Genomic DNA, 21,914 nt, shown 5'->3' on the forward strand with positions numbered 1-21,914 from the left:
CCGCGGGGGGGGGCCCCCCCCCCGCGCGGCGGCGCCGTTCGTGCTACTTGGCCGCGGCCTTCTTGGCCGGCTTCGCCGGAGCCCGCTTCACGGCCGGAGCCTCGGCTCCGGGCTTCGGGGCCGACGCCTCGGCGGCCTCGGCCTCTTCCCCGGCCGCCGGGGAGGGGGCCGTCAGCTTCGCCACGCCGAACTTCAGCGAGGACTCGTACGTGTTGTCCGGGTCCAGCCGCCGCAGCTCCTCCGCGAGCAGCTCGGCCGTCTCGCGGCGCTTGAGCGCCACCGCGCGGTCGGGCTGGCCCGGCATGCACAGCGTGGCCAGCGAGCCGTCCGCGCGGTCCAGGACGATCTCACCGCTGCGGGTCGCCAGACGGACCGCCGTGAGGCCGGGGCCCCCCGAGGAGGTGCGCGTGACGGGGACCTGCAGCCGGTCCGCGAGCCACATGGCCAGGAGCTCGCAGCTGGGGTTGTCGGCCTCGCCCTCCACGGTGGCCGAGGTCACCGAGTGGGTCTGCTGGTCCAGCGCGGCCGCCAGCATGGAGCGCCACGGGGTGATCCGGGTCCAGGACAGGTCCGTGTCCCCGGGAGCGTACGCCTCGGCCCGCGAGCCGAGCGTCGCGATCGGGTCCTCGGCGGAGTAGGTGTCCGAGATCCGGCGCTGGCCGAGCGTCCCCAGGGGGTCGCCCGCCAGATCCCGCGGGGCACCCTCGGGCCACCAGACGACGACGGGCGCGTCCGGCAGGAGCAGGGGGAGGACCGCCGACTGGGCGTGGTCCACCAGTTCTCCGTACAGGCGGAGCACGACCGTTTCGCCCGTGCCGGAGTCCGTCCCGACGCGGACTTCCGCGTCGAGGCGGGCGCCCTGCCGGCTGCGCGGCGAGCGGCTGACCCGCCTGATGACGACGACGATCCGCGAAGGGTGCTCGCGGGACGCGTCGTTCGCCGACTTGAGCGCGTCGTACGCGTTCTCCTCGTCGGTCACGATCACCAGCGTCAGGACCATGCCGATGGCGGGCGTACCGATGTCCCGGCGCGCCTGCACCAACGCGGCGTTGATCTTGCTGGAGTTGGTCTCCGTGAGATCGATCTTCATGGCCGGCGCCAGCTCCGTCCGTCTCGTGCGAGCATCTCGTCCGCCTCGACCGGTCCCCAGGTGCCCGACGGGTACTGCGCGGGCTTGCCGTGCGTGTCCCAGTACTTCTCGATCGGGTCGAGGATGTTCCAGGACAGCTCGACCTCCTGGTGGCGCGGGAAGAGGTTCGCGTCACCGAGAAGGACGTCGAGGATGAGCCGCTCGTAGGCCTCGGGGCTGGACTCCGTGAAGGACTCGCCGTAGGCGAAGTCCATCGTGACGTCCCGGACCTCCATGGAGGTGCCCGGAACCTTGGAGCCGAAGCGCACGGTCACGCCCTCGTCCGGCTGGACCCGGATGACCAGGGCGTTCTGCCCGAGTTCCTCGGTCGCGCCCGACTCGAACGGCAGGTACGGGGCCCGCTTGAAGACGACCGCGATCTCGGTCACCCGGCGGCCCAGGCGCTTGCCGGTCCGCAGGTAGAACGGGACCCCGGCCCAGCGGCGGTTGTTGATCTCCAGGCGGATGGCCGCGTAGGTGTCGGTCTTCGACTTGGGGTCGATGCCGTCCTCTTCGAGGTACCCGACGACCTTCTCGCCGCCCTGCCACGCCGCCGAGTACTGGCCGCGCACGGTGTGCTTGCCCAGGTCCTCCGGCAGCTCCACGGCGGTCAGCACCTTGAGCTTCTCGGCCACCAGCGCCTTGGGGTGGAAGGAGCCGGGCTCCTCCATCGCGGTGAGCGCCAGCAGCTGGAGCAGGTGGTTCTGGATGACGTCACGGGCCGCGCCGATGCCGTCGTAGTAGCCGGCCCGGCCGCCGATGCCGATGTCCTCGGCCATGGTGATCTGCACGTGGTCGACGTACGACCGGTTCCAGATCGGCTCGAACATCGTGTTGGCGAAGCGGAGCGCCAGGATGTTCTGGACGGTCTCCTTGCCCAGGTAGTGGTCGATCCGGAAGACCTCGTTGGGCGGGAAGACGTCGTGCACGAGCTGGTTGAGCTCCTGTGCACTGGTCAGGTCGTGCCCGAAGGGCTTCTCGATGACCGCGCGCCGCCAGGAACCTTCCTTCTGGTCCGCCAGCCCGTGCTTCTTGAGCTGGGCGACGACCTTGGGGAAGAACTTCGGCGGGACGGACAGGTAGAAGGCGAAGTTGCCGCCCGTTCCCTGAGCCTTGTCCAGCTCCTCGATCGTCGACTTCAGCGTCTCGAACGCCAGGTCGTCGTCGAAGTCGCCCTGCACGAAGCGGCAGCCCTGTACGAGCTGCTGCCACACCTCTTCACGGAAGGGAGTGCGCGCGTGCTCCTTGACCGCGTCGTGGACCTCCTGCGCGAAGTCCTCGTCCTGCCACTCGCGACGGGCGAAGCCGATCAGCGAGAAGCCCGGCGGGAGCAGCCCGCGGTTGGCGAGGTCGTAGACGGCAGGCATCAGTTTCTTGCGCGACAGGTCACCCGTAACGCCGAAAATGACCAGGCCGGACGGCCCCGCGATGCGCGGGAGCCGCCGGTCCTGTGCGTCACGAAGCGGGTTCGCTCCGTTTACAGACAAAGTGTTCAGGCCTCCGTGGGGGCAAGGCGCAGGAGCTCCGCCTCGGTCGACTTCAGCAGGTCGTTCCAGGACACCGCGAACTTCTCGACGCCCTCTTCCTCGAGCAGCTGCACCACATCGTCGTACGAGATGCCCAGCTTCGCGACCGCGTCGAGCTCGGCGCGCGAGGCATCGTAGGTGCCGCGGATGGTGTCGCCGGAGACCTCGCCGTGGTCGGCGGTGGCGTCCAGGGTGGCTTCCGGCATGGTGTTGACCGTGCCGGGGGCGACCAGGTCCACCACGTACAGGGTGTCCTTGTACGCCGGGTCCTTGACGCCCGTCGAGGCCCACAGCGGGCGCTGCTTGTTGGCGTGCGCCCTGTCCAGCGCAGCCCAGCGCTCGGTGGAGAACACCTCTTCGTAGGCCTCGTAGGCCAGACGGGCGTTCGCGAGCGCCGCCTTGCCCTTGAGGGCCTTGGCCTCGTCGGAGCCGATGCCGTCCAGGCGCTTGTCGATCTCGGAGTCCACGCGGGACACGAAGAAGGAGGCGACGGAGTGGATCTGGGAGAGGTCCAGGCCCGCGGCCTTCGCCTTCTCCAGGCCCGCCAGGTACGCGTCCATGACCTCGCGGTAGCGCTCCAGCGAGAAGATCAGCGTGACGTTGACGCTGATGCCCCGGCCGATGACCTCGGTGATCGCCGGCAGGCCGGCCTTGGTCGCCGGGATCTTGATGAGCGTGTTCGGGCGGTCCACCAGCCAGGCCAGCTGCTTGGCCTCGGCGACGGTCGCCGGGGTGTTGTGGGCCAGACGGGGGTCGACCTCGATCGACACCCGGCCGTCCTGGCCCTCGGTGGCGTCGTACACCGGGCGCAGGATGTCGGCGGCGTCGCGGACGTCCGCCGTGGTGATCATGCGGATCGCCTCTTCGACGGTGACCTTGCGGGCGGCCAGGTCGGCGAGCTGCTGCTCGTACCCCTCGCCGCCGCTGATCGCCTTCTGGAAGATCGCCGGGTTGGTGGTGACACCGACGACGTGCTGCTGGTCGATGAGCTCGGCCAGGTTGCCGGACGTGATGCGCTTGCGGGACAGGTCGTCCAGCCAGATCGCCACGCCCTCGTCGGAAAGGCGCTTCAGTGCGTCTGTCATGGGAATTGCATCTCCTACGGGTCTGGGGACGTCAGCGGGCGGCGGCGGCGAGCGAGTCGCGCGCGGCGGCGGCCACGGCCTCGGGGGTGAAACCGAACTCGCGGAACAGCACCTTGGCGTCGGCCGAGGCACCGAAGTGCTCCAGCGAGACGATCCGGCCGGCGTCGCCGACGTAGCGGTGCCAGGTCAGGCCGATGCCGGCCTCGACGGCGACACGGGCCTTGACCGACGGCGGCAGCACACTGTCCTTGTACGCCTGGTCCTGCTCCTCGAACCACTCGACGGACGGCATCGAGACGACCCGCGTCGGCACGCCCTCGGCCTGCAGCGCCTCGCGCGCGGCGACGGCGAGCTGGACCTCGGAGCCGGTGCCGATGAGCACGACCTGCGCGGGGCCGCCCTCGGCCTCGAACAGCACGTACCCGCCCTTGGCGGCGTCCTCGTTGCGGTCGTAGGTCGGCACGCCCTGGCGGGTCAGCGCCAGACCGTGCGGGGCGCCCTTGCCGAACACCTTGGTGTGGCGGCGCAGGATCTCGCGCCAGGCGATGGCGGTCTCGTTCGCGTCGGCCGGGCGGACCACGTTCAGGCCCGGGATGGCGCGCAGCGAGGCGAGGTGCTCGACCGGCTGGTGCGTCGGGCCGTCCTCGCCGAGGCCGATGGAGTCGTGCGTCCACACGTGGGTGACCGGCACGTGCATCAGGGCGGAGAGGCGCACGGCGTTGCGCATGTAGTCGGAGAACACCAGGAAGGTGCCGCCGTAGACACGGGTGTGTCCGTGCAGCGCGATGCCGTTCATGGTCGCGGCCATGGCGTGCTCGCGGATGCCGAAGTGGACGGTGCGGCCGTACGGGTCGGCCTCCGGCAGCGGGTTGCCCACCGGCAGGAACGAGGAGTTCTTGTCGATGGTGGTGTTGTTGGACCCGGCCAGGTCGGCCGAGCCGCCCCACAGCTCCGGGATGACCGCGCCGAGGGCCTCGAGGACCTTGCCGGAGGCGGCGCGGGTGGCGACGCCCTTGCCGGTCTCGAAGACGGGGAGCTTGTCCTCCCAGCCCGCGGGCAGCTCGTTGGCGTTGATCCGGTCGAACTCCGCGGCGCGCTGCGGGTTGGCCGTGCGCCAGGCGGAGAAGTCCTTCTCCCACGAGGCCTTGGCCTCGCGGCCCCGGTCCAGCGCCTTGCGGGTGTGCGCGAGGACCTCGTCGGAGACCTCGAAGGTCTGCTCCGGGTCGAAGCCGAGCACGCGCTTGGTGGCGGCGACCTCGTCGTCACCAAGCGCGGAGCCGTGCGAGGCCTCCGTGCCCTGGGCGTGCGGGGCCGGCCAGGCGATGATCGAGCGGGCCGCGATGAAGGAGGGGCGCTCCGTCTCGGCCTTGGCGGCCTGGAGCGCGGCGAACAGCGCCTTCGGGTCGAGGTCGCCGTTCTCCTGCTGCGCGACGCGCTGGACGTGCCAGCCGTACGCCTCGTAGCGCTTGAGGGTGTCCTCGGAGACGGCCGTCTCCGTGTCGCCCTCGATGGAGATGTGGTTGTCGTCCCACAGGAGCACCAGGTTGCCGAGCTTCTGGTGGCCCGCCAGCGCGGACGCCTCGTGGGAGATGCCCTCCTGGAGGCAGCCGTCGCCCGAGATCGCGTAGATCATGTGGTCGAACGGCGAGGCGCCCTGGGCCGCCTCGGGGTCGAACAGACCGCGCTCGTAGCGGGCGGCCATGGCCATGCCCACCGCGTTGGCGATGCCCTGGCCCAGCGGGCCGGTGGTGGTCTCCACGCCCGCGGTGTGGCCGTACTCCGGGTGGCCGGGGGTCTTGGAGCCCCAGGTGCGGAAGGCCTTGAGGTCGTCCAGCTCCAGGCCGAAGCCGGCCAGGTAGAGCTGGGTGTAGAGGGTCAGCGAGGAGTGACCCGCGGAGAGCACGAAACGGTCGCGGCCGACCCATTCCGGATCCGCCGGGTCGTGCCGCATCACCTTCTGGAAGAGGGTGTACGCGACGGGGGCCAGGCTCATCGCCGTGCCGGGGTGGCCGTTACCCACCTTCTGGACCGCGTCGGCGGCCAGGATCCGGGCGGTGTCGACAGCACGCTGGTCCAGTTCGGTCCAGTCGAGCTCTGTGGTCGTCGGCTTGGTGCTCACCGTGGGTCAGGGCTCCTCTCCACATGTCTAGTCCCGGTGACGAACGGTGCACCGGCGATTCCGAGCCTACCCCCGCCACAGCGTGCAGCTATTCGAGTACCCGCGGTCGAGTTGTGACGTCTGAGTGCCGATCGGACCAACACGGTGCGACCCCCGCGCAGGGCGGGGTAAGCGCTACGTCTAGAGTGGCGTGGTACGCGCAAGCCTCACCAAACCCCCACGCATGGCGGGGACAAGGCCGGGGGCTTGCTGGATTCTCTGTCAGGGGTGTGCGTGACGGCCGTCGAATCCCGTCCAGCGGGGGTGCTCGGGACGAGCCCCGGTCACCGGCCGTTCGGGCCCCGGGTCATGGCTTTCGTGGCTTTGACCAAGCCGCGGATCATCGAACTTCTGCTGATCACCACAGTGCCGGTGATGTTCCTCGCCGAGCAGGGCGTGCCGTCCCTGTGGCTGGTCCTCGCGACCTGCTTCGGAGGCTATCTCTCCGCGGGCGGCGCCAACGCGCTGAACATGTACATCGACCGTGACATCGACGCGCTGATGGACCGGACCGCGCAGCGTCCCCTGGTGACCGGCATGGTCAGCCCGGCGGAGTGCCTGGCCTTCGGCATCACCCTCGCCGTGCTCTCGACCCTGTTCTTCGGCCTGCTGATCAACTGGCTGTCCGCGGCACTCTCGCTCGGCGCGCTCCTCTTCTACGTGGTCGTCTACACGATGCTGCTGAAGCGGCGCACCTCCCAGAACATCGTCTGGGGCGGCATCGCGGGCTGCATGCCGGTGCTCATCGGCTGGTCGGCCGTGAAGAACGAGGTCTCCTGGGCCGCCGTCATCCTCTTCCTCGTCATCTTCTTCTGGACGCCGCCGCACTACTGGCCGCTGTCGATGAAGGTCAAGGACGACTACGCGCGGGTCGGCGTGCCGATGCTGCCGGTCGTGGCGGGCAACAAGGCCGTCGCCAAGCAGATCGTCCTCTACAGCTGGGTGATGGTGGCGGTCTCGCTGCTCCTGACCCCGCTCGGCTACACCGGCTGGTTCTACACCTCGGTCGCGCTGGTCGCGGGCGGCTGGTGGCTGTGGGAGGCGCACGCGCTCAACGCGCGGGCCAAGTCGGGCGTGACGGGCGCGAAGCTCAAGGAGATGCGGCTGTTCCACTGGTCGATCACCTATGTGTCGCTGCTCTTCGTCGCCGTCGCCGTGGATCCCTTCCTCCGCTGATTACTCACCGGTAGCATGCCTTCCATGGCACAGACCGAGGAGACCGCCGCCACGGCGGACAAGAAGCAGGACCGTACGGCCGCGAAGCTGGCCAAGCAGATCGGCGCGTTCGCCAAGCAGCACGGCGGCGTCGAGGGCCAGCTCGCGCACATCGGCCAGGCGGGCACCCGGATCGTCCTCGTCGGCACGGACGGCGGCTGGGGCGACCTGGTGGCCCCGACGTACGACACCGCGCGGCTCGCGGCCGAGAAGGCCGGGCTGACCCTCCACGAGGAGTTCGACGGGGAGTTCGCCGCGCGCGTGCGGACGGGACCGTACGAGTGGACCCGGATGGCCGGCATGCAGCTCGGCGGGCCGGCGAACCCGGCCGGCCCGGCGAACCCGGCCGGCCCGGCGGCCTGAGCGAGTCGGCCGGATCCCTGCGGATCATTGGCTTGATGCCCGCGATCCCGGGCGTGTCCCCCGCTCGGTCAACAGCCCGAGCGACACCTCACACCCCGCGCACCCGTTAGGACGTGTGGAAGCCCCTTCCTCACGTCCGCAACGGGATGCCCGGATGATCGAAACGCCGCCCCTGGTGGACCAGTACTGCCAGGGAGTGCTCCGCACGGAGCTGGGCCTCGCCACCTTCGAGGCCCAGCTGATCCGCTCGGCCGGTCCGCCCGCCGCCGGCACCACGTTCTTCGACACCCAGACCGGCTTCGCCCTGCGCCGCTGGTGCCCGCCGCTGCTCGGCCTCGAACCGCACTGCGCCCCCGCCCGCTACCTCGCCCGGCGCCGCGAACTGGGCGCCGCCGAGTCGGCCCGCAGGCTGCTGCGCGGCTCCGGGGTCGCCGTCCGGCTGGTCGACACCGGAGAGCCCGGCGACCTCACCGGGCCCAAGGAGCTGGCCCTGGCGGGCGGCGGTGAAGCCTTCGAGCTCGTGCGGCTGGAACTGCTGGCCGAACAGGCCGCCGACACCTCCGGGACCGCGGCCGCCTTCCTCGCCAACCTCTCCGAAGCCGTCCACCACGCCGCCGCCGGGGCCGTGGGCTTCACCTGCGGCGGCGACGAGGGGGACGCGGCCCTGTCCTGGAGCACCGCCCTGGCGCGCTCGCCGGAGGCGCCCGGTCCGGGAGAGGTACGGGGAGCGGTCGGGCGGTGGCTAGCCGGGCGGCCCAGGGGCGGCGCCGTGCGGGACCCCGTACTCCTGCGCCACCTGGTGTGGAGCGCGCTGGCGTCGGGGCTGCCGCTCCAGCTGCACGTCGGCGGGGGCGCGGGCGAGCCGGAGCGGCTGACGGACTTCGTACGGGCCACCGCGGGGCTCGGCACCCGGCTGGTCCTGCTCGGCGGACATCCGCACCACCGCCAGGCCGCGCGGCTGGCGACGGTCTTCCCGCACGTGTACGCCGAGCTCGGCGCGGCTCCCGGACAGAGCGGGGAACGGGCCGCCGCGGCGCTGGCCGAGTGCCTGGAGAGCGCCCCGTTCGGAAAGCTGATGTTCGGCGGCGGCGGACGGCGGCTGGCCGAACTGCACGTGGTGGGCGCCCGGGTCTTCCGTGAGGCGCTGGGCCGGGTCCTGGGCGGCTGGGTCGCCGAGGGCTCCTGGTCCTGGCGGGACGCGGAGCGGGTGGCGGCGATGGTCGCGGCGGGCAACGCACGCCGCGTCTACCGGCTGGACGAGCGGAACTGAGGCCCGCGCCCGCGCCGTCCGCTCCCGCCCCGTCCGCGGACGGACCGGTCCGGACGGCGCGGCGCCGAGCGGCCCGTCGGGGCGGGCGCGCCGGGGCGGCCGCGGCGCTGACGGTTCAGACCGTGGTGAGCCGGGCGTCGCCCTGGGCGGGGATGCCGGCCTGCTCCGCGGGACGCTCCCGCAGGCTCAGCGCGACCCGGACCACCGCGATCCACACCAGGCAGGAGCCGAGCATGTGGGCGGCCACCAGCGCCTCGGGAACCTGGGTGAAGTACTGCACGTAGCCGATGGCGCCCTGGGCGAGCAGCACGACCAGCAGGTCGCGGGCGCGCGCCCGGGTGTCGACCGGGGCGTCGACCACCCGCAGCACCAGCCACATGGCGACGGCGAGCGCGCACACCAGCCAGGCGGACACGGCGTGCACGTGTGCGGCCGCCGACCAGTCGAAGGGCATCCGCTCGATCTCGCTGCTGTCCCCCGCGTGCGGGCCGGAACCGGTGACCACGGTGCCCGCGGCGATCAGTACGACGGCGGCCGCGAGCAGCGCCCACGACAGCTTGCGCACGGGAGCGGGCACGCGCGGCCGGGCGGGGCCGTCGCCCTCGCGGGTGCGCTGCCAGGTGATCGTGGTCACCGTGATCAGCGAGGTGGCGAGCATGAAGTGCCCGGCCACGCTGTAGGGGTTGAGCCCCGTCAGGACGGTGATGCCGCCGAGGACCGCGTTGCCCATCACGAGGGCGAACTGGAGCCAGCCGAGCCGGGTCAGCGAGCGGCGCCACGGCTTGGCACAGCGGGCGGCGATGATCGTCCAGCCAACGGCCGCGCAGAGCACGTACGTCAGCATGCGGTTGCCGAACTCGACGGCGCCGTGGAAGCCCTGCTCCTGGGTGACGATCAGGCTGTCACTCGTGCACTTGGGCCAGGTGTCGCAGCCGAGACCGGATCCGGTCAGCCGCACCGCGCCGCCGGTGACGACGATGGCGACGCTCATGAGCACCGCCGCGAACGCGGCCCGCCGGACGGTCCGGTACGACGGAGTCCAGCGGCGGGAGAGGTAAGCGAGAGGGGTCAACACGGCCCTTATCGTACGCGGACCCTTGTGCAAACTTTCACGAGGGGGTGGACGCCGCCGCTTCCGGGCCGATGACCTGGCGGAACCGGGCGACCGCCGGGTCGCCTTCGGTGTGCCACCAGACGCGGATCCGCCAAGGGGCGCCCTCGCCCGGGTAGTCGGAGGAAGCCGCGAAGCCCCGTACCAATTCGGTGCCTACGTCCTCGGCTGTCCTGTTCCTCACTTCCGTACTGCCGTGCCAGGGATGTGACTGCACGTTCCACAGCCCGTCGGGGCCGCGGACCTCGATGCGCCAGACCGCGAGCCAGGGGGTCACCTCGAGCATCGTGCGGACCTGGTCGGCCTCCAGGTGCAGCCGGGCGGCGATCCCGGGCTCGGTGACGCCCTGGATCCGGGCGGCCACCACGGCCTGGGGGAGCAGCCGTTCGGGCAGCAGCCCCCGGGCGCGCAGGCTCACCAGCGAGTCGAAGGTGAGGAAGCGCAGCCGCAGTTCGAGCTGGCGGCCGATGTGGTCCAGGGCCTCCTCGGCCTCCTGGGACTCCTCCGCGCCGGGACCGGCGAGCAGCAGCCGCCGGAAGGAGCCCTCCGCGTCCACCGCCCAGGCCACCGCGTCCTCGGCCAGGCCCAGCTCCGCGAGCCGGTCGCCGAGGAAGACCTTCGCCTGCGCGAGGCCCCGCTGGTTGACCGGATCCCCCTGGTCCAGGCCCGCCCAGACCTCCAGGGCGCTGCGCGTCAGGTCCAGGGCGCGCTCGCCGGCGGCCCGCTCCATGGCGCTCGGCCCGCTCTCGGAGCCCCAACCCAGGGGGTGCCTGGGCAGCCGCTCCCCGTCGCTGAGCGGCCAGGACAGCCAGACACCCTGGTTGATGAGGCCGCGGGCGTACCAGCGGGCGAACTCGGGGGCGTGGCCGGCGGCCTGCTGCGAGAACCGGAGCCCCTCCTCGACGGCGGCCAGCGCGCCGCCCCGGTCCCCGGCCGCGAAGCGGCGGGCCGCCAGGTCTCCGAGCCGCAGGCCCAGCCGGGCCGCGCACTCGGCGTCGGTGCGGGCCGGCTCGCGCAGCGCGCCGATCAGCTCGGCCAGCAGGGCGTCGGCCTCCGCAGGCCGGGCCCGCGCGGCGCCCGACCGGATCCGTGACCACTGTTCGTCCAGCCGCAGAACGGCTTCCCGCTGCGCCATGCCCGCCCCCCGGCGTCGGTGGTGCGCTGTCGTGTGGACGCGTCCATCCTCCTGCCGGGGCGAGGTTCAGGGGAGGGGATTCACTGCCAGCGGAACAGGCGTCCGGCGGCGCCCAGGCCGAGTACGGCCCAGACGGCGAGGACCGCCGCGTCGCCCCAGGGCAGCGCGGCCCCGTGCTGGAGCACCTCGCGCAGTCCGCCGGAGAGCGCCGAGATCGGCAGGAGGGCGAGCACGCTCTGGACCGCGCCGGGGAACTTGTCCAGCGGCACGATCACCCCGCCGCCGACCAGCAGCAGCAGGAACACCAGGTTGGCGGCGGCCAGGGTCGCCTCCGCCTTGAGGGTGCCCGCCATCAGCAGGCCCAGACCGGAGAAGGCGGCGGTGCCGAGCAGGAGCAGGACGGCGACCGACAGCGGGTCTCCGTGCGGCGACCAGCCCAGGGCGAGGGCGATCACCGTGAGCAGGGCGATCTGCAGCACCTCGGTGACCAGCACGGACAGCGTCTTGGCGGCCATCAGCGCCCAGCGCGGCAGCGGTGAGGCCCCGAGGCGCTTGAGGACGCCGTAGCGGCGGTCGAAGCCGGTGGCGATGGCCTGTCCGGTGAAGGCGGTGGACAGCACGGCCAGCGCCAGGATGCCGGGCGCGAGGAAGTCCACGGACTTGCCGGAGCCCCCCTCCCGGACGGGCACGTCGATGATGTCGACCGCGGAGAACAGCACCAGCAGCAGCGACGGGATGATCACCGTCAGCAGGAGCTGCTCGCCGTTGCGCAGCAGCATCCGCGTCTCCAGCGAGGCCTGCGCGAGGATCATGCGGGACACGGGCGCGGCCCCCGGAGCGGGGGTGAACGTACCGGTGCTCATGAACGCAGCTCCTTGCCGGTCAGCTCGAGAAAGACGTCTTCGAGGGTGTGCCGCTCCACGGAGAGGCGGTCCGGCATTACGCCGTGCTGTGCGCACCAGGCGGCGACGGTGGCCAGCATCTGCGGGTCCACGCCGCCGTCGACCCGGTAGGCGCCGGGCGTGAGCTCGGCGGCCTGGCTGCCGTCGGGCAGGGCCTTGAGCAGGGAGGGGAGGTCGAGAGCGGGGCGGCCGGTGAAGCGCAGGGTGTTCTCGGCGCCGCCGCGGCACAGCTGCTCGGGGCTGCCGTGGGCGATGACCCGGCCGGCGTCGACGATGGCGACCTCGTCCGCGAGCTGCTCGGCCTCGTCCATGTGGTGGGTGGTGAGGACGACGGACACGCCGTCGGCGCGCAGCTCCCGTACGAGGTCCCAGGTCGCGCGCCGGGCCTGCGGGTCGAGGCCGGCGGTCGGTTCGTCCAGGAAGACCAGCTCGGGGCGGCCGACGACGGCCATGGCGAGGGAGAGGCGCTGCTGCTGGCCTCCGGAGAGCCGGCGGTAGGCGGTGCGGCCGCAGCCGCCGAGGCCGAGGCGCTCCACCAGGGCGGGGACGTCCAGGGGGTTCGCGTAGAGCTTGGCCATGTGGTGCAGCATCTCGACCGCGCGGGCGCCGGAGTAGACGCCGCCGGACTGGAGCATCACGCCGATGCGGGGGCGCAGGGCGTCGGCCTGGGCGACGGGGTCGAGGCCGAGGACGCGGACGGTCCCGGCGTCGGGGCGGTGGTAGCCCTCGCAGGTTTCCACGGTGGTCGTCTTGCCCGCGCCGTTGGGACCGAGGACCGCGGTGACCGAGGCCTCGCGGACGGTGAGGTCCAGGCCGTCCACCGCTGTCTTGGGGCCGTACCGCTTCACCAGTCCGCGGATGTCCACGGCGGGGTCGTTGCTCATGGAGGTTGAGTCTACGGAGCCGTGGAAGGCCGCCGGGACGGGGTCGCGGGTCCCGCCGCCGAAGGGTCGCAGACCCGTACGTTCATGAGGTCCCCCTGCGACCCGGGCCGGCGGCGGGGCCGCTTTCGCCGCCCGCGGGACCCGCCGGGACCCGTCCGGAGCCGTGCGGAGGCGGACACGCGGGGCGGACAGGGCGGGGCCCGGCCCGCGGGCCCGGACGGCCCACCCGGGCCCGGAGATCTTCTCCGTGAGCCGGCGCTCCCCGCACCCGGGCACGTCGTGGGCGCAGGACTGCTGGTGGGAGCCGTCGACCGGTGCGCCTCCGGGGCTCCGCGGGGACCGGAGAGGGCCTCCGTTTAACGCTCCGTGGACAAATAAGGTAACCCTTAGTGATGGAGGCCACCAGGAGTGGCCTCCGTCACGGCTTGTCGGGTCCCGGCTATTTACGCAACAATGGCGTTGTGAAATACGGCGAACGGATGAGCGAGGCCCCACAGGGCGAACTCGCGACCGGGGAGCGGTCGACCCGCAACCGGGTCGCGCGGTCGATCCTGGACCACGGCCCCTCCACCGTCGCCGACCTCGCCCAGCGCCTCGGCCTCACCCAGGCCGCCGTACGCCGCCACCTCGACACGCTGGTCACCGACGACGTGGTCGAACCCCGTGAGCAGCGCGTGTACGGCGCGCGCACCCGGGGCCGCCCCGCCAAGGTCTTCGCGCTCACCGACTGCGGCCGCGACGCCTTCGACCAGTCCTACGACTCCCTCGCCGCGGACGCCATGCGCTGGATCGCGCAGGCCGCCGGTGGCGGGGAGCGGGGAGAGGCGGCCGTGGCCGCCTTCGCCAGGGCGCGGCTGGCGGCGCAGGCGGAGACCTACCGGGAAGCCGTCGAGGCCGCCGCGCCCGGGGACCGCACCGAGGCCCTTGCCAGGGCGTTGACCGGAGACGGGTACGCTGCTACGGCGAAGAACGCTCCCGGTCCGCACAGCGGCGAACAGCTCTGCCAGCACCACTGTCCGGTCGCGCACGTCGCCGAACAGTTCCCGCAGCTCTGCGAGGCGGAGACCGAGATCTTCTCCCGCTTGCTCGGGACGCATGTGCAGCGTCTCGCCACGATCGCCCACGGCGACGGGGTGTGCACGACGTTCATTCCGCGCAGCGCGAACGGCGCCCCCGTACGGGGCACCACACAGACCGACACCTCAGTATCTGCAAGTACGGCCGGGAGGAACCCCGCATGACCACGGAGACTGCTCACCCTGAGCTCGATGGCCTGGGCACCTACGAATACGGATGGGCCGACTCCGACGCGGCCGGTGCGACCGCCAAGCGGGGTCTGTCCGAAGAGGTCGTCCGCGACATCTCGGCGAAGAAGTCCGAGTCTGAGTGGATGCTGAACCTCCGCCTCAAGGGCCTCAAGCTCTTCGGGAAGAAGCCCATGCCGAACTGGGGTTCCGACCTCTCCGGCATCGACTTCGACAACATCAAGTACTTCGTGCGTTCCACCGAGAAGCAGGCCGCTTCCTGGGAGGACCTGCCGGAGGACATCAAGAACACGTACGACAAGCTCGGCATCCCCGAGGCGGAGAAGCAGCGCCTCGTCGCCGGTGTCGCGGCCCAGTACGAGTCCGAGGTCGTCTACCACCAGATCCGTGAGGACCTGGAGGAGCAGGGCGTCATCTTCCTCGACACGGACACCGCGCTGAAGCAGCACCCGGAGCTCTTCGAGGAGTACTTCGGCACGGTCATCCCGGTCGGCGACAACAAGTTCGCGTCGCTGAACACCGCCGTGTGGTCGGGCGGCTCGTTCATCTACGTGCCCAAGGGCGTCAAGGTCGACATCCCGCTCCAGGCCTACTTCCGCATCAACACGGAGAACATGGGCCAGTTCGAGCGGACGCTGATCATCGTGGACGAGGACGCCTACGTCCACTACGTCGAGGGCTGCACCGCCCCGATCTACTCCTCGGACTCGCTGCACAGCGCCGTGGTCGAGATCATCGTGAAGAAGGGCGGCCGCTGCCGCTACACGACGATCCAGAACTGGTCGAACAACGTCTACAACCTGGTCACCAAGCGCGCCGTGGCGTACGAGGGCGCGACCATGGAGTGGATCGACGGCAACATCGGTTCCAAGGTCACCATGAAGTACCCGGCCGTCTACCTGATGGGCGAGCACGCCAAGGGCGAGACGCTGTCCATCGCCTTCGCGGGCGAGGGCCAGCACCAGGACGCCGGCTCCAAGATGGTCCACATGGCGCCGAACACCTCCTCCAACATCGTCTCGAAGTCGGTGGCCCGGGGCGGCGGCCGCACCTCCTACCGAGGCCTGGTCGAGATCGGCGAGGGAGCCCACGGCTCCAAGTCCAACGTCCTGTGCGACGCGCTCCTGGTCGACACGATCTCCCGCTCGGACACGTACCCCTACGTGGACGTCCGCGAGGACGACGTGTCCATGGGCCACGAGGCGACCGTCTCCAAGGTCTCCGACGACCAGCTCTTCTACCTGATGAGCCGCGGTCTGACGGAGTTCGAGGCGATGGCGATGATCGTGCGCGGCTTCGTCGAGCCGATCGCCCGTGAGCTCCCGATGGAGTACGCGCTGGAGCTGAACCGGCTGATCGAGCTGCAGATGGAAGGTTCGGTCGGCTAGTACCGGCCCGCCCGACGTCCCACAGCAGATTCTTTAGGAAGAGAGCAACACGACAGCCATGGCTGAGGCTCAGAACATTCCGGCGGGTTCGACCACCGCCGGCGCGATCGCGGTGGCCGCCGAGTCCACCGTCGCCACCCGGATGAGTGCCCCCCCGTCCTTCGACGTGGCGGACTTCCCCGTGCCCCACGGCCGCGAGGAGGAGTGGCGCTTCACGCCGCTCGCCCGCCTGAAGGGCCTGCACGACGGCACCGCGGTCGCCAACGGCACCATGAAGGCCCAGATCGACGCGCCCGAGGGCGTCACCGTCGAGTCGGTGGAGCGCGGCGACGCGCGCATCGGCAAGGCCGGCACCCCGGTGGACCGGATCGCCGCCCAGGCGTTCTCGTCCTTCGCCAAGGCCACGGTCGTCACCGTGCCCAAGGAAGCCGTCCTGACCGAGCCCGTGCGCGTCTCGCTGCACGGCGAGGGCGGCACCACCTTCGGCCACACGGTCTTCGACGTCCAGGCCTTCGCCGAGGCCGTCATCGTCATCGACCACACCGGTGACGGCGTGCGCGCCGCCAACGTCGACTTCCTCGTCGGCGACGGCGCCAAGGTCACCGTCGTGTCCGTGCAGGACTGGGACGACACCGCCGTCCACTGCTCCCAGCACAACGCGCTGGTCGGCCGCGACGCGACCTTCAAGTCGATCGTCGTCACCTTCGGCGGCGACGTCGTCCGCCTGCACCCGCGCGTGAACTACGCGGGCCCCGGCGGCGAGGCCGAGCTCCTCGGCCTGTACTTCACCGACGCCGGTCAGCACCAGGAGCACCGCCTCCTGGTCGACCACAAGGCCCCGCACTGCAAGTCGCACGTGGTCTACAAGGGCGCGCTGCAGGGCGAGGGCGCCCACGCCGTCTGGATCGGTGACGTCCTCATCGAGAAGACCGCCGAGGGCACCGACACCTACGAGATGAACCGCAACCTCGTCCTCACGGACGGCGCGCGGGTCGACTCGGTGCCGAACCTGGAGATCGAGACCGGCGAGATCGTCGGCGCCGGCCACGCCTCCGCGACCGGCCGCTTCGACGACGAGCAGCTCTTCTACCTCCAGTCCCGCGGCATCCCGGCCGACGAGGCCCGCCGCCTGGTCGTGCGCGGCTTCTTCGCCGAGCTCGTCCAGCACATCGGTGTCGACGACATCGAGGAGCGTCTGCTCTCCAAGATCGAGACAGAGCTCCAGGGTTCCGTCTGATGAACTACGTCAAGGCCTGTGCGCTGAGCGAGCTGGAGGAGAACACCCCCAAGCGGGTGGAACTCGACGGCACGCCGGTGTCCCTCGTCTCCACCGAGGGGGAGGTGTTCGCGATCAACGACATCTGCTCGCACGCGAACGTCTCGCTCTCGGAAGGCGAGGTCGAAGACTGCATGATCGAGTGCTGGCTGCACGGATCGGCTTTCGACCTGCGCACCGGCAAGCCGTCCGGTCTGCCCGCGACGCGCCCCGTCCCCGTATACCCCGTAAAGATCGAAGGGGACGACGTGCTCGTCTCCCTCACCCAGGAGTCCTGAGGTATCCATGGCAACGCTTGAAATCCACGACCTGCACGTCTCCGTCGAGGCCGAGAACGGCGCCCGCGAGATCCTCAAGGGCGTCGACCTCACCGTCAAGCAGGGTGAGACGCACGCCATCATGGGTCCGAACGGCTCCGGCAAGTCCACCCTGGCCTACTCGCTGGCCGGTCACCCGAAGTACACCATCACCGGTGGAACCGTGACCCTCGACGGCGAAGACGTCCTGGAGATGTCCGTCGACGAGCGCGCCCGCGCCGGCGTCTTCCTCGCCATGCAGTACCCGGTCGAGGTCCCCGGCGTCTCGGTCTCCAACTTCCTGCGCACCTCGGCCACCGCGATCCGCGGCGAGGCGCCCAAGCTTCGTACCTGGGTGAAGGAGGTCAAGTCCGCGATGGAGCAGCTCCAGATGGACCCGGCCTTCGCCGAGCGCAACGTCAACGAGGGCTTCTCCGGCGGCGAGAAGAAGCGCCACGAGATCCTCCAGCTGGAGCTCCTGAAGCCGAAGATCGCGATCCTCGACGAGACCGACTCCGGCCTCGACGTCGACGCGCTGCGCCAGGTCTCCGAGGGCGTCAACCGCGTCCGCGCGACGGGCGAGGTCGGCACGCTGCTGATCACGCACTACACGCGGATCCTCCGCTACATCAAGCCCGACTTCGTTCACGTCTTCTCCGAAGGCCGCATCGTCGAGTCCGGCGGCGCCGAGCTCGCCGACAAGCTGGAGGCGGAAGGCTACGAGGCGTACAGCACGAAGGGTGGCGCAACCGCGTGACACAGCTGCCTGGCCTCCTCGACACCGAGGCGATCCGCAAGGACTTCCCCCTGCTGGATCGTGTGGTCCACGACGGGAAGAAGATCGTTTACCTGGACAACGCGGCGACCTCGCAGAAGCCGCGCCAGGTGCTCGATGCGCTGAACGAGTACTACGAGCAGCACAACGCCAACGTCCACCGCGGCGTGCACGTGCTCGCCGAGGAGGCCACGGCGCTGTACGAGGGCGCACGCGACAAGGTCGCGGCCTTCATCAACGCACCGAGCCGCAACGAGGTGATCTTCACCAAGAACGCCTCGGAGTCGCTCAACCTGGTCGCCAACATGCTCGGCTGGGCGGACGAGCCCTACCGGGTCGACCGCGAGACCGAGATCGCCATCACGGAGATGGAGCACCACTCCAACATCGTGCCGTGGCAGCTGCTCTCGCAGCGCACCGGCGCGAAGCTGAAGTGGTTCGGCCTGACCGACGACGGCCGGCTCGACCTGTCCAACATCGAAGAGGTCATCACGGAGAAGACGAAGATCGTCTCCTTCACGCTGGTCTCCAACATCATGGGCACGGTCAACCCGGTCGAGGCGATCGTCCGGCGCGCGCAGGACGTCGGCGCCCTGGTGCTGATCGACGCCTCGCAGGCCGCTCCGCACATGCCGCTCGACGTGCAGGCGCTCGGCGCCGACTTCGTGGCCTTCACCGGCCACAAGATGTGCGGCCCGACCGGCATCGGCGTCCTCTGGGGCCGCCAGGAGCTGCTCGAGGACCTGCCGCCCTTCCTGGGCGGCGGCGAGATGATCGAAACCGTCTCGATGCACTCCTCGACGTACGCCCCCGCGCCCCACAAGTTCGAGGCCGGTACGCCCCCGATCGCCCAGGCCGTCGGCCTCGGCGCGGCCGTGGACTACCTGACCGCGATCGGCATGGACAAGATCGCCGCGCACGAGCACGCGATCACGGAGTACGCGATCAAGCGTCTCCTGGAAGTCCCGGACCTGCGCATCATCGGCCCGACCACGGCCGAGGACCGCGGCGCCGCGATCTCCTTCGTGCTCGGTGACATCCACCCGCACGACGTCGGCCAGGTGCTGGACGAGCAGGGCATCGCGGTCCGCGTGGGTCACCACTGCGCCCGCCCGGTCTGCCTCCGGTACGGAATTCCGGCGACGACGCGAGCGTCTTTCTATCTGTACTCCTCTCCCGCCGAGGTCGACGCGCTGGTCGTCGGGCTGGAGAACGTACGGAAATTCTTCGGTTAAGCCGAGCGAAGCGACGAGGGCGACGAGGGCGCAGTGAAGCTGGAATCGATGTACCAGGAACTGATCCTGGACCACTACAAGCACCCGCGCGGGCGTGGCCTGCGCGACGGCGATGCCGAGGTGCACCACGTCAACCCGACGTGCGGCGACGAGATCACGCTGCGCGTCAAGTACGACGGCGAGACGCTCACCGACATCTCCTACGAGGGCCAGGGCTGCTCCATCAGCCAGGCCGGCGCGTCGATACTGAACGAGCTGCTCGTGGGCAAGCAGCTGGCCGAGGCGCAGAAGATCCAGGCGGTGTTCCTGGAGCTGATGCAGTCCAAGGGCAAGCTGGAGCCCGACGAGGCCATGGAGGAGGTGCTGGAGGACGCGGTCGCGTTCGCCGGCGTCTCCAAGTATCCGGCCCGGGTGAAGTGTGCTCTGCTGAGTTGGATGGCGTGGAAGGACGCGACCGCCCAGGCACTGGGCGACGCCGAGAGGAAGACGGCATGACCGAGAACGCGACGCCCGAGGCGTCCATCAAGCCGGCCACCGAGGAAGAGGTCCGCGAGGCCCTCTACGACGTGGTCGACCCCGAGCTGGGCATCGACGTCGTCAACCTGGGCCTCATCTACGGCATCCACGTCGACGACGCGAACATCGCCACCCTCGACATGACCCTCACCTCGGCGGCCTGCCCGCTGACGGACGTCATCGAGGACCAGGCGAAGTCGGCGACGGACGGCATCGTCAACGAACTGCGCATCAACTGGGTCTGGATGCCGCCGTGGGGCCCGGACAAGATCACGGACGACGGCCGCGAGCAGCTCCGCGCGCTCGGCTTCAACGTCTGATCCCGGCCGGCCCCGAGGCTGACCGCCGGTCGACGGCAGAGTGAACGGACAGCCCCCCGCACGGATGTGCGGGGGGCTGTCCGTCTTTCCGTCGGACGGACCGCGTGCACAGGGGAGCCGGCCACGACGGGGCGGAGGTCCGCCGGAACCGCGGAGCGCGGGTGGCGGGGCGTACGGGACGGGGCGGCAGCGTCCGCATGGATGTGTACATCCGTACCCATCGATGTGTACAGTCGTACGCATGCCGTACGTACTGCTCGCCGCCGCCATCGTCGCCGAGGTGGCCGGGACCACCGCCATGAAGTTCAGTGAGGGCTTCACGAAGCTGTGGCCCTCGCTGATCACGCTGGCCGGCTACGTCGTCGCCTTCACCCTGCTCGCGCAGACCCTGAAATCGATGTCGGTCGGCACGGCGTACGCGATCTGGGCGGGCGTGGGCACGGCCGCGATCGCCGCGATCGGCATGGTCTTCATGGGCGAGGCCGCGACCGCCGCGAAGATCGGCGGCATCGTGCTGGTGATCGCCGGGGTCGTCCTGCTGAACCTCGGCGGGGCGAGCCACTGATGGGCCGCCGCTACGACCCCGAGCGCAGGCAGCGCATCGTCGACGCGGCGATCCGGGTGGTCGGCGCCAAGGGCATCGCGGGGCTGAGCCACCGGAGCGTGGCGGCGGAGGCGGACGTCCCGCTCGGCTCGACCACGTACCACTTCGCGACCCTGGACGACCTGCTGGTGGCCGCGCTGCGGCAGGCGAACGAGGCGTTCGCGCCGGTGCTGGATCCGGGGGCCGACCTCGCGGAGGCGCTGGCGCGCCTGCTGGGGGACCTGCTGTCGGCGGACCGGGCGCGGGCAGAGCTGGAGTACGAGCTCTACCTGGCCGCCCTGCGCCGGCCCGCGCTGCGCCCGGTGGCCGCGGAGTGGGGCGAGGCCGTCTCCGAGGCCCTGCGGGAACGGGTCGACCCGGTGACGGCTCGCGCGCTGGTCGCCGTGATGGACGGGATCGGCCTGCAGGCCCTGCTGACGGGGGCCGAGTACGACGAGGCGTACGCCCGCGAGATCCTGGGGAGGGTCCTGCGGGGATGAGACCCGGGCGACCCCAGGGGCTTGCGGGTCTACGGGGTCTACGGGGTCTACGGGGTCTGCGAACCCGTCGCGCGGACCGTCGCCAGAGCCGAGGCGATGCTCGCCTCGATGTCCCGGATCGGGTACTGGACGTCCAGGACCGTCCGCTCCCGGTCCACCACCAGCGTCAGCCGCTTCAGCCGGCTGACGCCCCCCGCCCGGAACGTCGGCAGGCGCAGCGCCGCCACGAGTTCGAGCTCCGCGTCCGAGAGGAGCGGGAAGCGCAGCGCCTCCTTCTCCGCGAACTCGCGCTGCTCGTCCGGCCGTTGCGTGGACACCCCGTGCACGGTCGCGCCCGCCCCGGTGAACTCCGCCAGCTGGTCCCGGTAGGCGCACGACTCCAGGGTGCATCCCCGGGCCCCGGGGATCCCGGCCCATCCGGGCGGATAGGACTCGGCCCGCGCGAACGCGCCCGGGAAGCAGTACAGCACCGTGAAGGGTGAGTCCGCGACCGGGTCGCGGAGCTCGCCGAAACGGTCCGGCAGCAGCATGCGCGGCACCCGGGTGCCGCGCAGCGCGTGCACCCGCGCCGCCTCCCGCGAGGCTTCTTCCGTCGTCGCCGTCATCTCTCCCCCTCGTAGGATCCAGCTGTCGCCCCAGTCCTGGAGTGCGACCAGCACCGGCAGCAGACCGCGCCCGCGCGGCGTCAGCCGGTACGCGTGCCGTACGGGCCGCTCCTGGTACGGCTCGCGGGTCAGCACGCCCGTGTCGACCAGGAGCCTCAACCGCTCCGTCAGCACCTTGCGGGACATGCCCAGTTCGCGCTGGAACTCGTCGAAGCGGGCCACGCCGCGCGCCGCGTCCCGCACGATCAGCAGCGTCCACCAGTCGCCCACGACGTCGAGGGCCTGCGCGATGGAACAGTCCGCGTCGTCCAGGTGCGTGCGCTGAGCCATGGGCGCTCCTTCAGTCCTTTGACCCGGGGCCGCCATGCTGACATAGT

General features: G+C 70.9%; 22 protein-coding genes. 13 read left to right on the top strand and 9 right to left on the bottom strand.

Translation table 11 applies throughout. From position 1 onward, the window contains the following. Window positions 1–43: 43 nt before the first annotated feature. Genes opcA through tkt form a run of 4 tightly spaced genes read right to left on the bottom strand, consistent with a single transcriptional unit; the run spans window position 44 to window position 5,859 of the window. Window positions 44–1,090: a glucose-6-phosphate dehydrogenase assembly protein OpcA gene (gene opcA / locus ABZY44_RS15335; protein WP_356653812.1), complete on the bottom strand. Its 1,047-nt coding sequence runs from the start codon at window positions 1,088–1,090 to the stop codon at window positions 44–46. Beyond that, window positions 1,087–2,616, bottom strand: a complete 1,530-nt coding sequence (gene zwf / locus ABZY44_RS15340; RefSeq protein WP_356653814.1) for a glucose-6-phosphate dehydrogenase — start codon at window positions 2,614–2,616, stop codon at window positions 1,087–1,089. The genes opcA and zwf overlap by 4 nt, the downstream gene beginning before the upstream one ends. 5 nt (window positions 2,617–2,621) lie before the next feature. Next, complete coding sequence (gene tal / locus ABZY44_RS15345; RefSeq protein WP_356653816.1) at window positions 2,622–3,740, bottom strand: transaldolase; 1,119 nt, start codon at window positions 3,738–3,740, stop codon at window positions 2,622–2,624. Between the two features lie 31 nt (window positions 3,741–3,771). Then, window positions 3,772–5,859 (bottom strand): transketolase, encoded by a 2,088-nt coding sequence (gene tkt / locus ABZY44_RS15350; protein ID WP_356653818.1) that lies wholly within the window; start codon window positions 5,857–5,859, stop codon window positions 3,772–3,774. Between the two features lie 267 nt (window positions 5,860–6,126). Here tkt and ABZY44_RS15355 point away from each other — a divergent pair, with 267 nt between their 5' ends. The 3 genes from ABZY44_RS15355 (at window position 6,127) to ABZY44_RS15365 (ending at window position 8,746) form a co-directional block, all read left to right on the top strand. Further along, window positions 6,127–7,074: a heme o synthase gene (locus tag ABZY44_RS15355; RefSeq protein ID WP_356653949.1), complete on the top strand. Its 948-nt coding sequence runs from the start codon at window positions 6,127–6,129 to the stop codon at window positions 7,072–7,074. A gap of 15 nt (window positions 7,075–7,089) precedes the next feature. After that, complete coding sequence (locus ABZY44_RS15360; protein ID WP_356653820.1) at window positions 7,090–7,476, top strand: hypothetical protein; 387 nt, start codon at window positions 7,090–7,092, stop codon at window positions 7,474–7,476. A 154-nt stretch (window positions 7,477–7,630) separates the two neighbouring features. Next, complete coding sequence (locus ABZY44_RS15365; RefSeq protein ID WP_356653822.1) at window positions 7,631–8,746, top strand: amidohydrolase; 1,116 nt, start codon at window positions 7,631–7,633, stop codon at window positions 8,744–8,746. Window positions 8,747–8,861: 115 nt separating this feature from the next. Here ABZY44_RS15365 and ABZY44_RS15370 read toward each other — a convergent pair whose 3' ends face one another. The 4 genes from ABZY44_RS15370 to ABZY44_RS15385 all read right to left on the bottom strand — a co-directional run bounded on the left by ABZY44_RS15370 (window position 8,862) and on the right by ABZY44_RS15385 (window position 12,778). Continuing rightward, complete coding sequence (locus tag ABZY44_RS15370) at window positions 8,862–9,851, bottom strand: COX15/CtaA family protein (protein WP_356653824.1); 990 nt, start codon at window positions 9,849–9,851, stop codon at window positions 8,862–8,864. Window positions 9,852–9,855: 4 nt separating this feature from the next. Then, complete coding sequence (locus ABZY44_RS15375; RefSeq protein WP_356653826.1) at window positions 9,856–10,992, bottom strand: hypothetical protein; 1,137 nt, start codon at window positions 10,990–10,992, stop codon at window positions 9,856–9,858. 80 nt (window positions 10,993–11,072) lie between these two features. After that, window positions 11,073–11,855: an ABC transporter permease gene (locus tag ABZY44_RS15380; protein WP_356653828.1), complete on the bottom strand. Its 783-nt coding sequence runs from the start codon at window positions 11,853–11,855 to the stop codon at window positions 11,073–11,075. Then, a complete protein-coding gene (locus ABZY44_RS15385; RefSeq protein ID WP_356653829.1) occupies window positions 11,852–12,778 on the bottom strand; it encodes an ABC transporter ATP-binding protein in 927 nt (308 codons plus the stop codon). Before ABZY44_RS15385 ends, ABZY44_RS15380 begins: the two co-directional genes overlap by 4 nt. A 479-nt stretch (window positions 12,779–13,257) precedes the next feature. Here ABZY44_RS15385 and ABZY44_RS15390 point away from each other — a divergent pair, with 479 nt between their 5' ends. The 10 genes from ABZY44_RS15390 (at window position 13,258) to ABZY44_RS15435 (ending at window position 20,932) form a co-directional block, all read left to right on the top strand. Continuing rightward, entirely contained in the window at window positions 13,258–14,019 is a 762-nt protein-coding gene (locus ABZY44_RS15390) for an ArsR family transcriptional regulator (RefSeq protein ID WP_356653831.1), read from the top strand. Further along, window positions 14,016–15,431: a Fe-S cluster assembly protein SufB gene (sufB, locus tag ABZY44_RS15395; RefSeq protein ID WP_356653833.1), complete on the top strand. Its 1,416-nt coding sequence runs from the start codon at window positions 14,016–14,018 to the stop codon at window positions 15,429–15,431. Before ABZY44_RS15390 ends, sufB begins: the two co-directional genes overlap by 4 nt. A 58-nt stretch (window positions 15,432–15,489) precedes the next feature. Continuing rightward, entirely contained in the window at window positions 15,490–16,668 is a 1,179-nt protein-coding gene (gene sufD, locus ABZY44_RS15400; protein ID WP_356653835.1) for a Fe-S cluster assembly protein SufD, read from the top strand. Beyond that, window positions 16,668–16,985, top strand: a complete 318-nt coding sequence (locus ABZY44_RS15405) for a bifunctional 3-phenylpropionate/cinnamic acid dioxygenase ferredoxin subunit (RefSeq protein WP_356653837.1) — start codon at window positions 16,668–16,670, stop codon at window positions 16,983–16,985. Before sufD ends, ABZY44_RS15405 begins: the two co-directional genes overlap by 1 nt. 7 nt (window positions 16,986–16,992) lie before the next feature. Next, window positions 16,993–17,760, top strand: coding sequence for a Fe-S cluster assembly ATPase SufC (gene sufC, locus ABZY44_RS15410; protein WP_266630406.1), 768 nt, complete (start codon window positions 16,993–16,995; stop codon window positions 17,758–17,760). Further along, a complete protein-coding gene (locus ABZY44_RS15415) occupies window positions 17,757–19,013 on the top strand; it encodes a cysteine desulfurase (RefSeq protein WP_356653839.1) in 1,257 nt (418 codons plus the stop codon). Before sufC ends, ABZY44_RS15415 begins: the two co-directional genes overlap by 4 nt. Before the next feature lie 33 nt (window positions 19,014–19,046). Beyond that, window positions 19,047–19,508, top strand: a complete 462-nt coding sequence (sufU, locus tag ABZY44_RS15420; RefSeq protein WP_356653841.1) for a Fe-S cluster assembly sulfur transfer protein SufU — start codon at window positions 19,047–19,049, stop codon at window positions 19,506–19,508. Continuing rightward, the gene (locus tag ABZY44_RS15425) at window positions 19,505–19,849 is read left to right on the top strand and encodes a metal-sulfur cluster assembly factor (protein ID WP_215020285.1); all 345 of its coding nucleotides are present in this window, start codon (window positions 19,505–19,507) and stop codon (window positions 19,847–19,849) included. Before sufU ends, ABZY44_RS15425 begins: the two co-directional genes overlap by 4 nt. Window positions 19,850–20,090: 241 nt before the next feature. Then, the gene (locus ABZY44_RS15430; protein ID WP_356653844.1) at window positions 20,091–20,414 is read left to right on the top strand and encodes a multidrug efflux SMR transporter; all 324 of its coding nucleotides are present in this window, start codon (window positions 20,091–20,093) and stop codon (window positions 20,412–20,414) included. Beyond that, on the top strand, window positions 20,414–20,932 hold the full coding sequence (locus ABZY44_RS15435; RefSeq protein WP_356653846.1) for a TetR family transcriptional regulator: 519 nt from the start codon (window positions 20,414–20,416) through the stop codon (window positions 20,930–20,932). Before ABZY44_RS15430 ends, ABZY44_RS15435 begins: the two co-directional genes overlap by 1 nt. Window positions 20,933–20,979: 47 nt before the next feature. Here the strand turns inward: ABZY44_RS15435 and ABZY44_RS15440 are convergent, their stop codons facing one another. Next, entirely contained in the window at window positions 20,980–21,867 is an 888-nt protein-coding gene (locus tag ABZY44_RS15440) for a winged helix-turn-helix transcriptional regulator (RefSeq protein WP_356653848.1), read from the bottom strand. Window positions 21,868–21,914 lie beyond the last annotated feature (47 nt).

The organism is Streptomyces sp. NPDC006544, from assembly GCF_040611715.1.
Classification (GTDB): Bacteria; Actinomycetota; Actinomycetes; order Streptomycetales; family Streptomycetaceae; genus Streptomyces.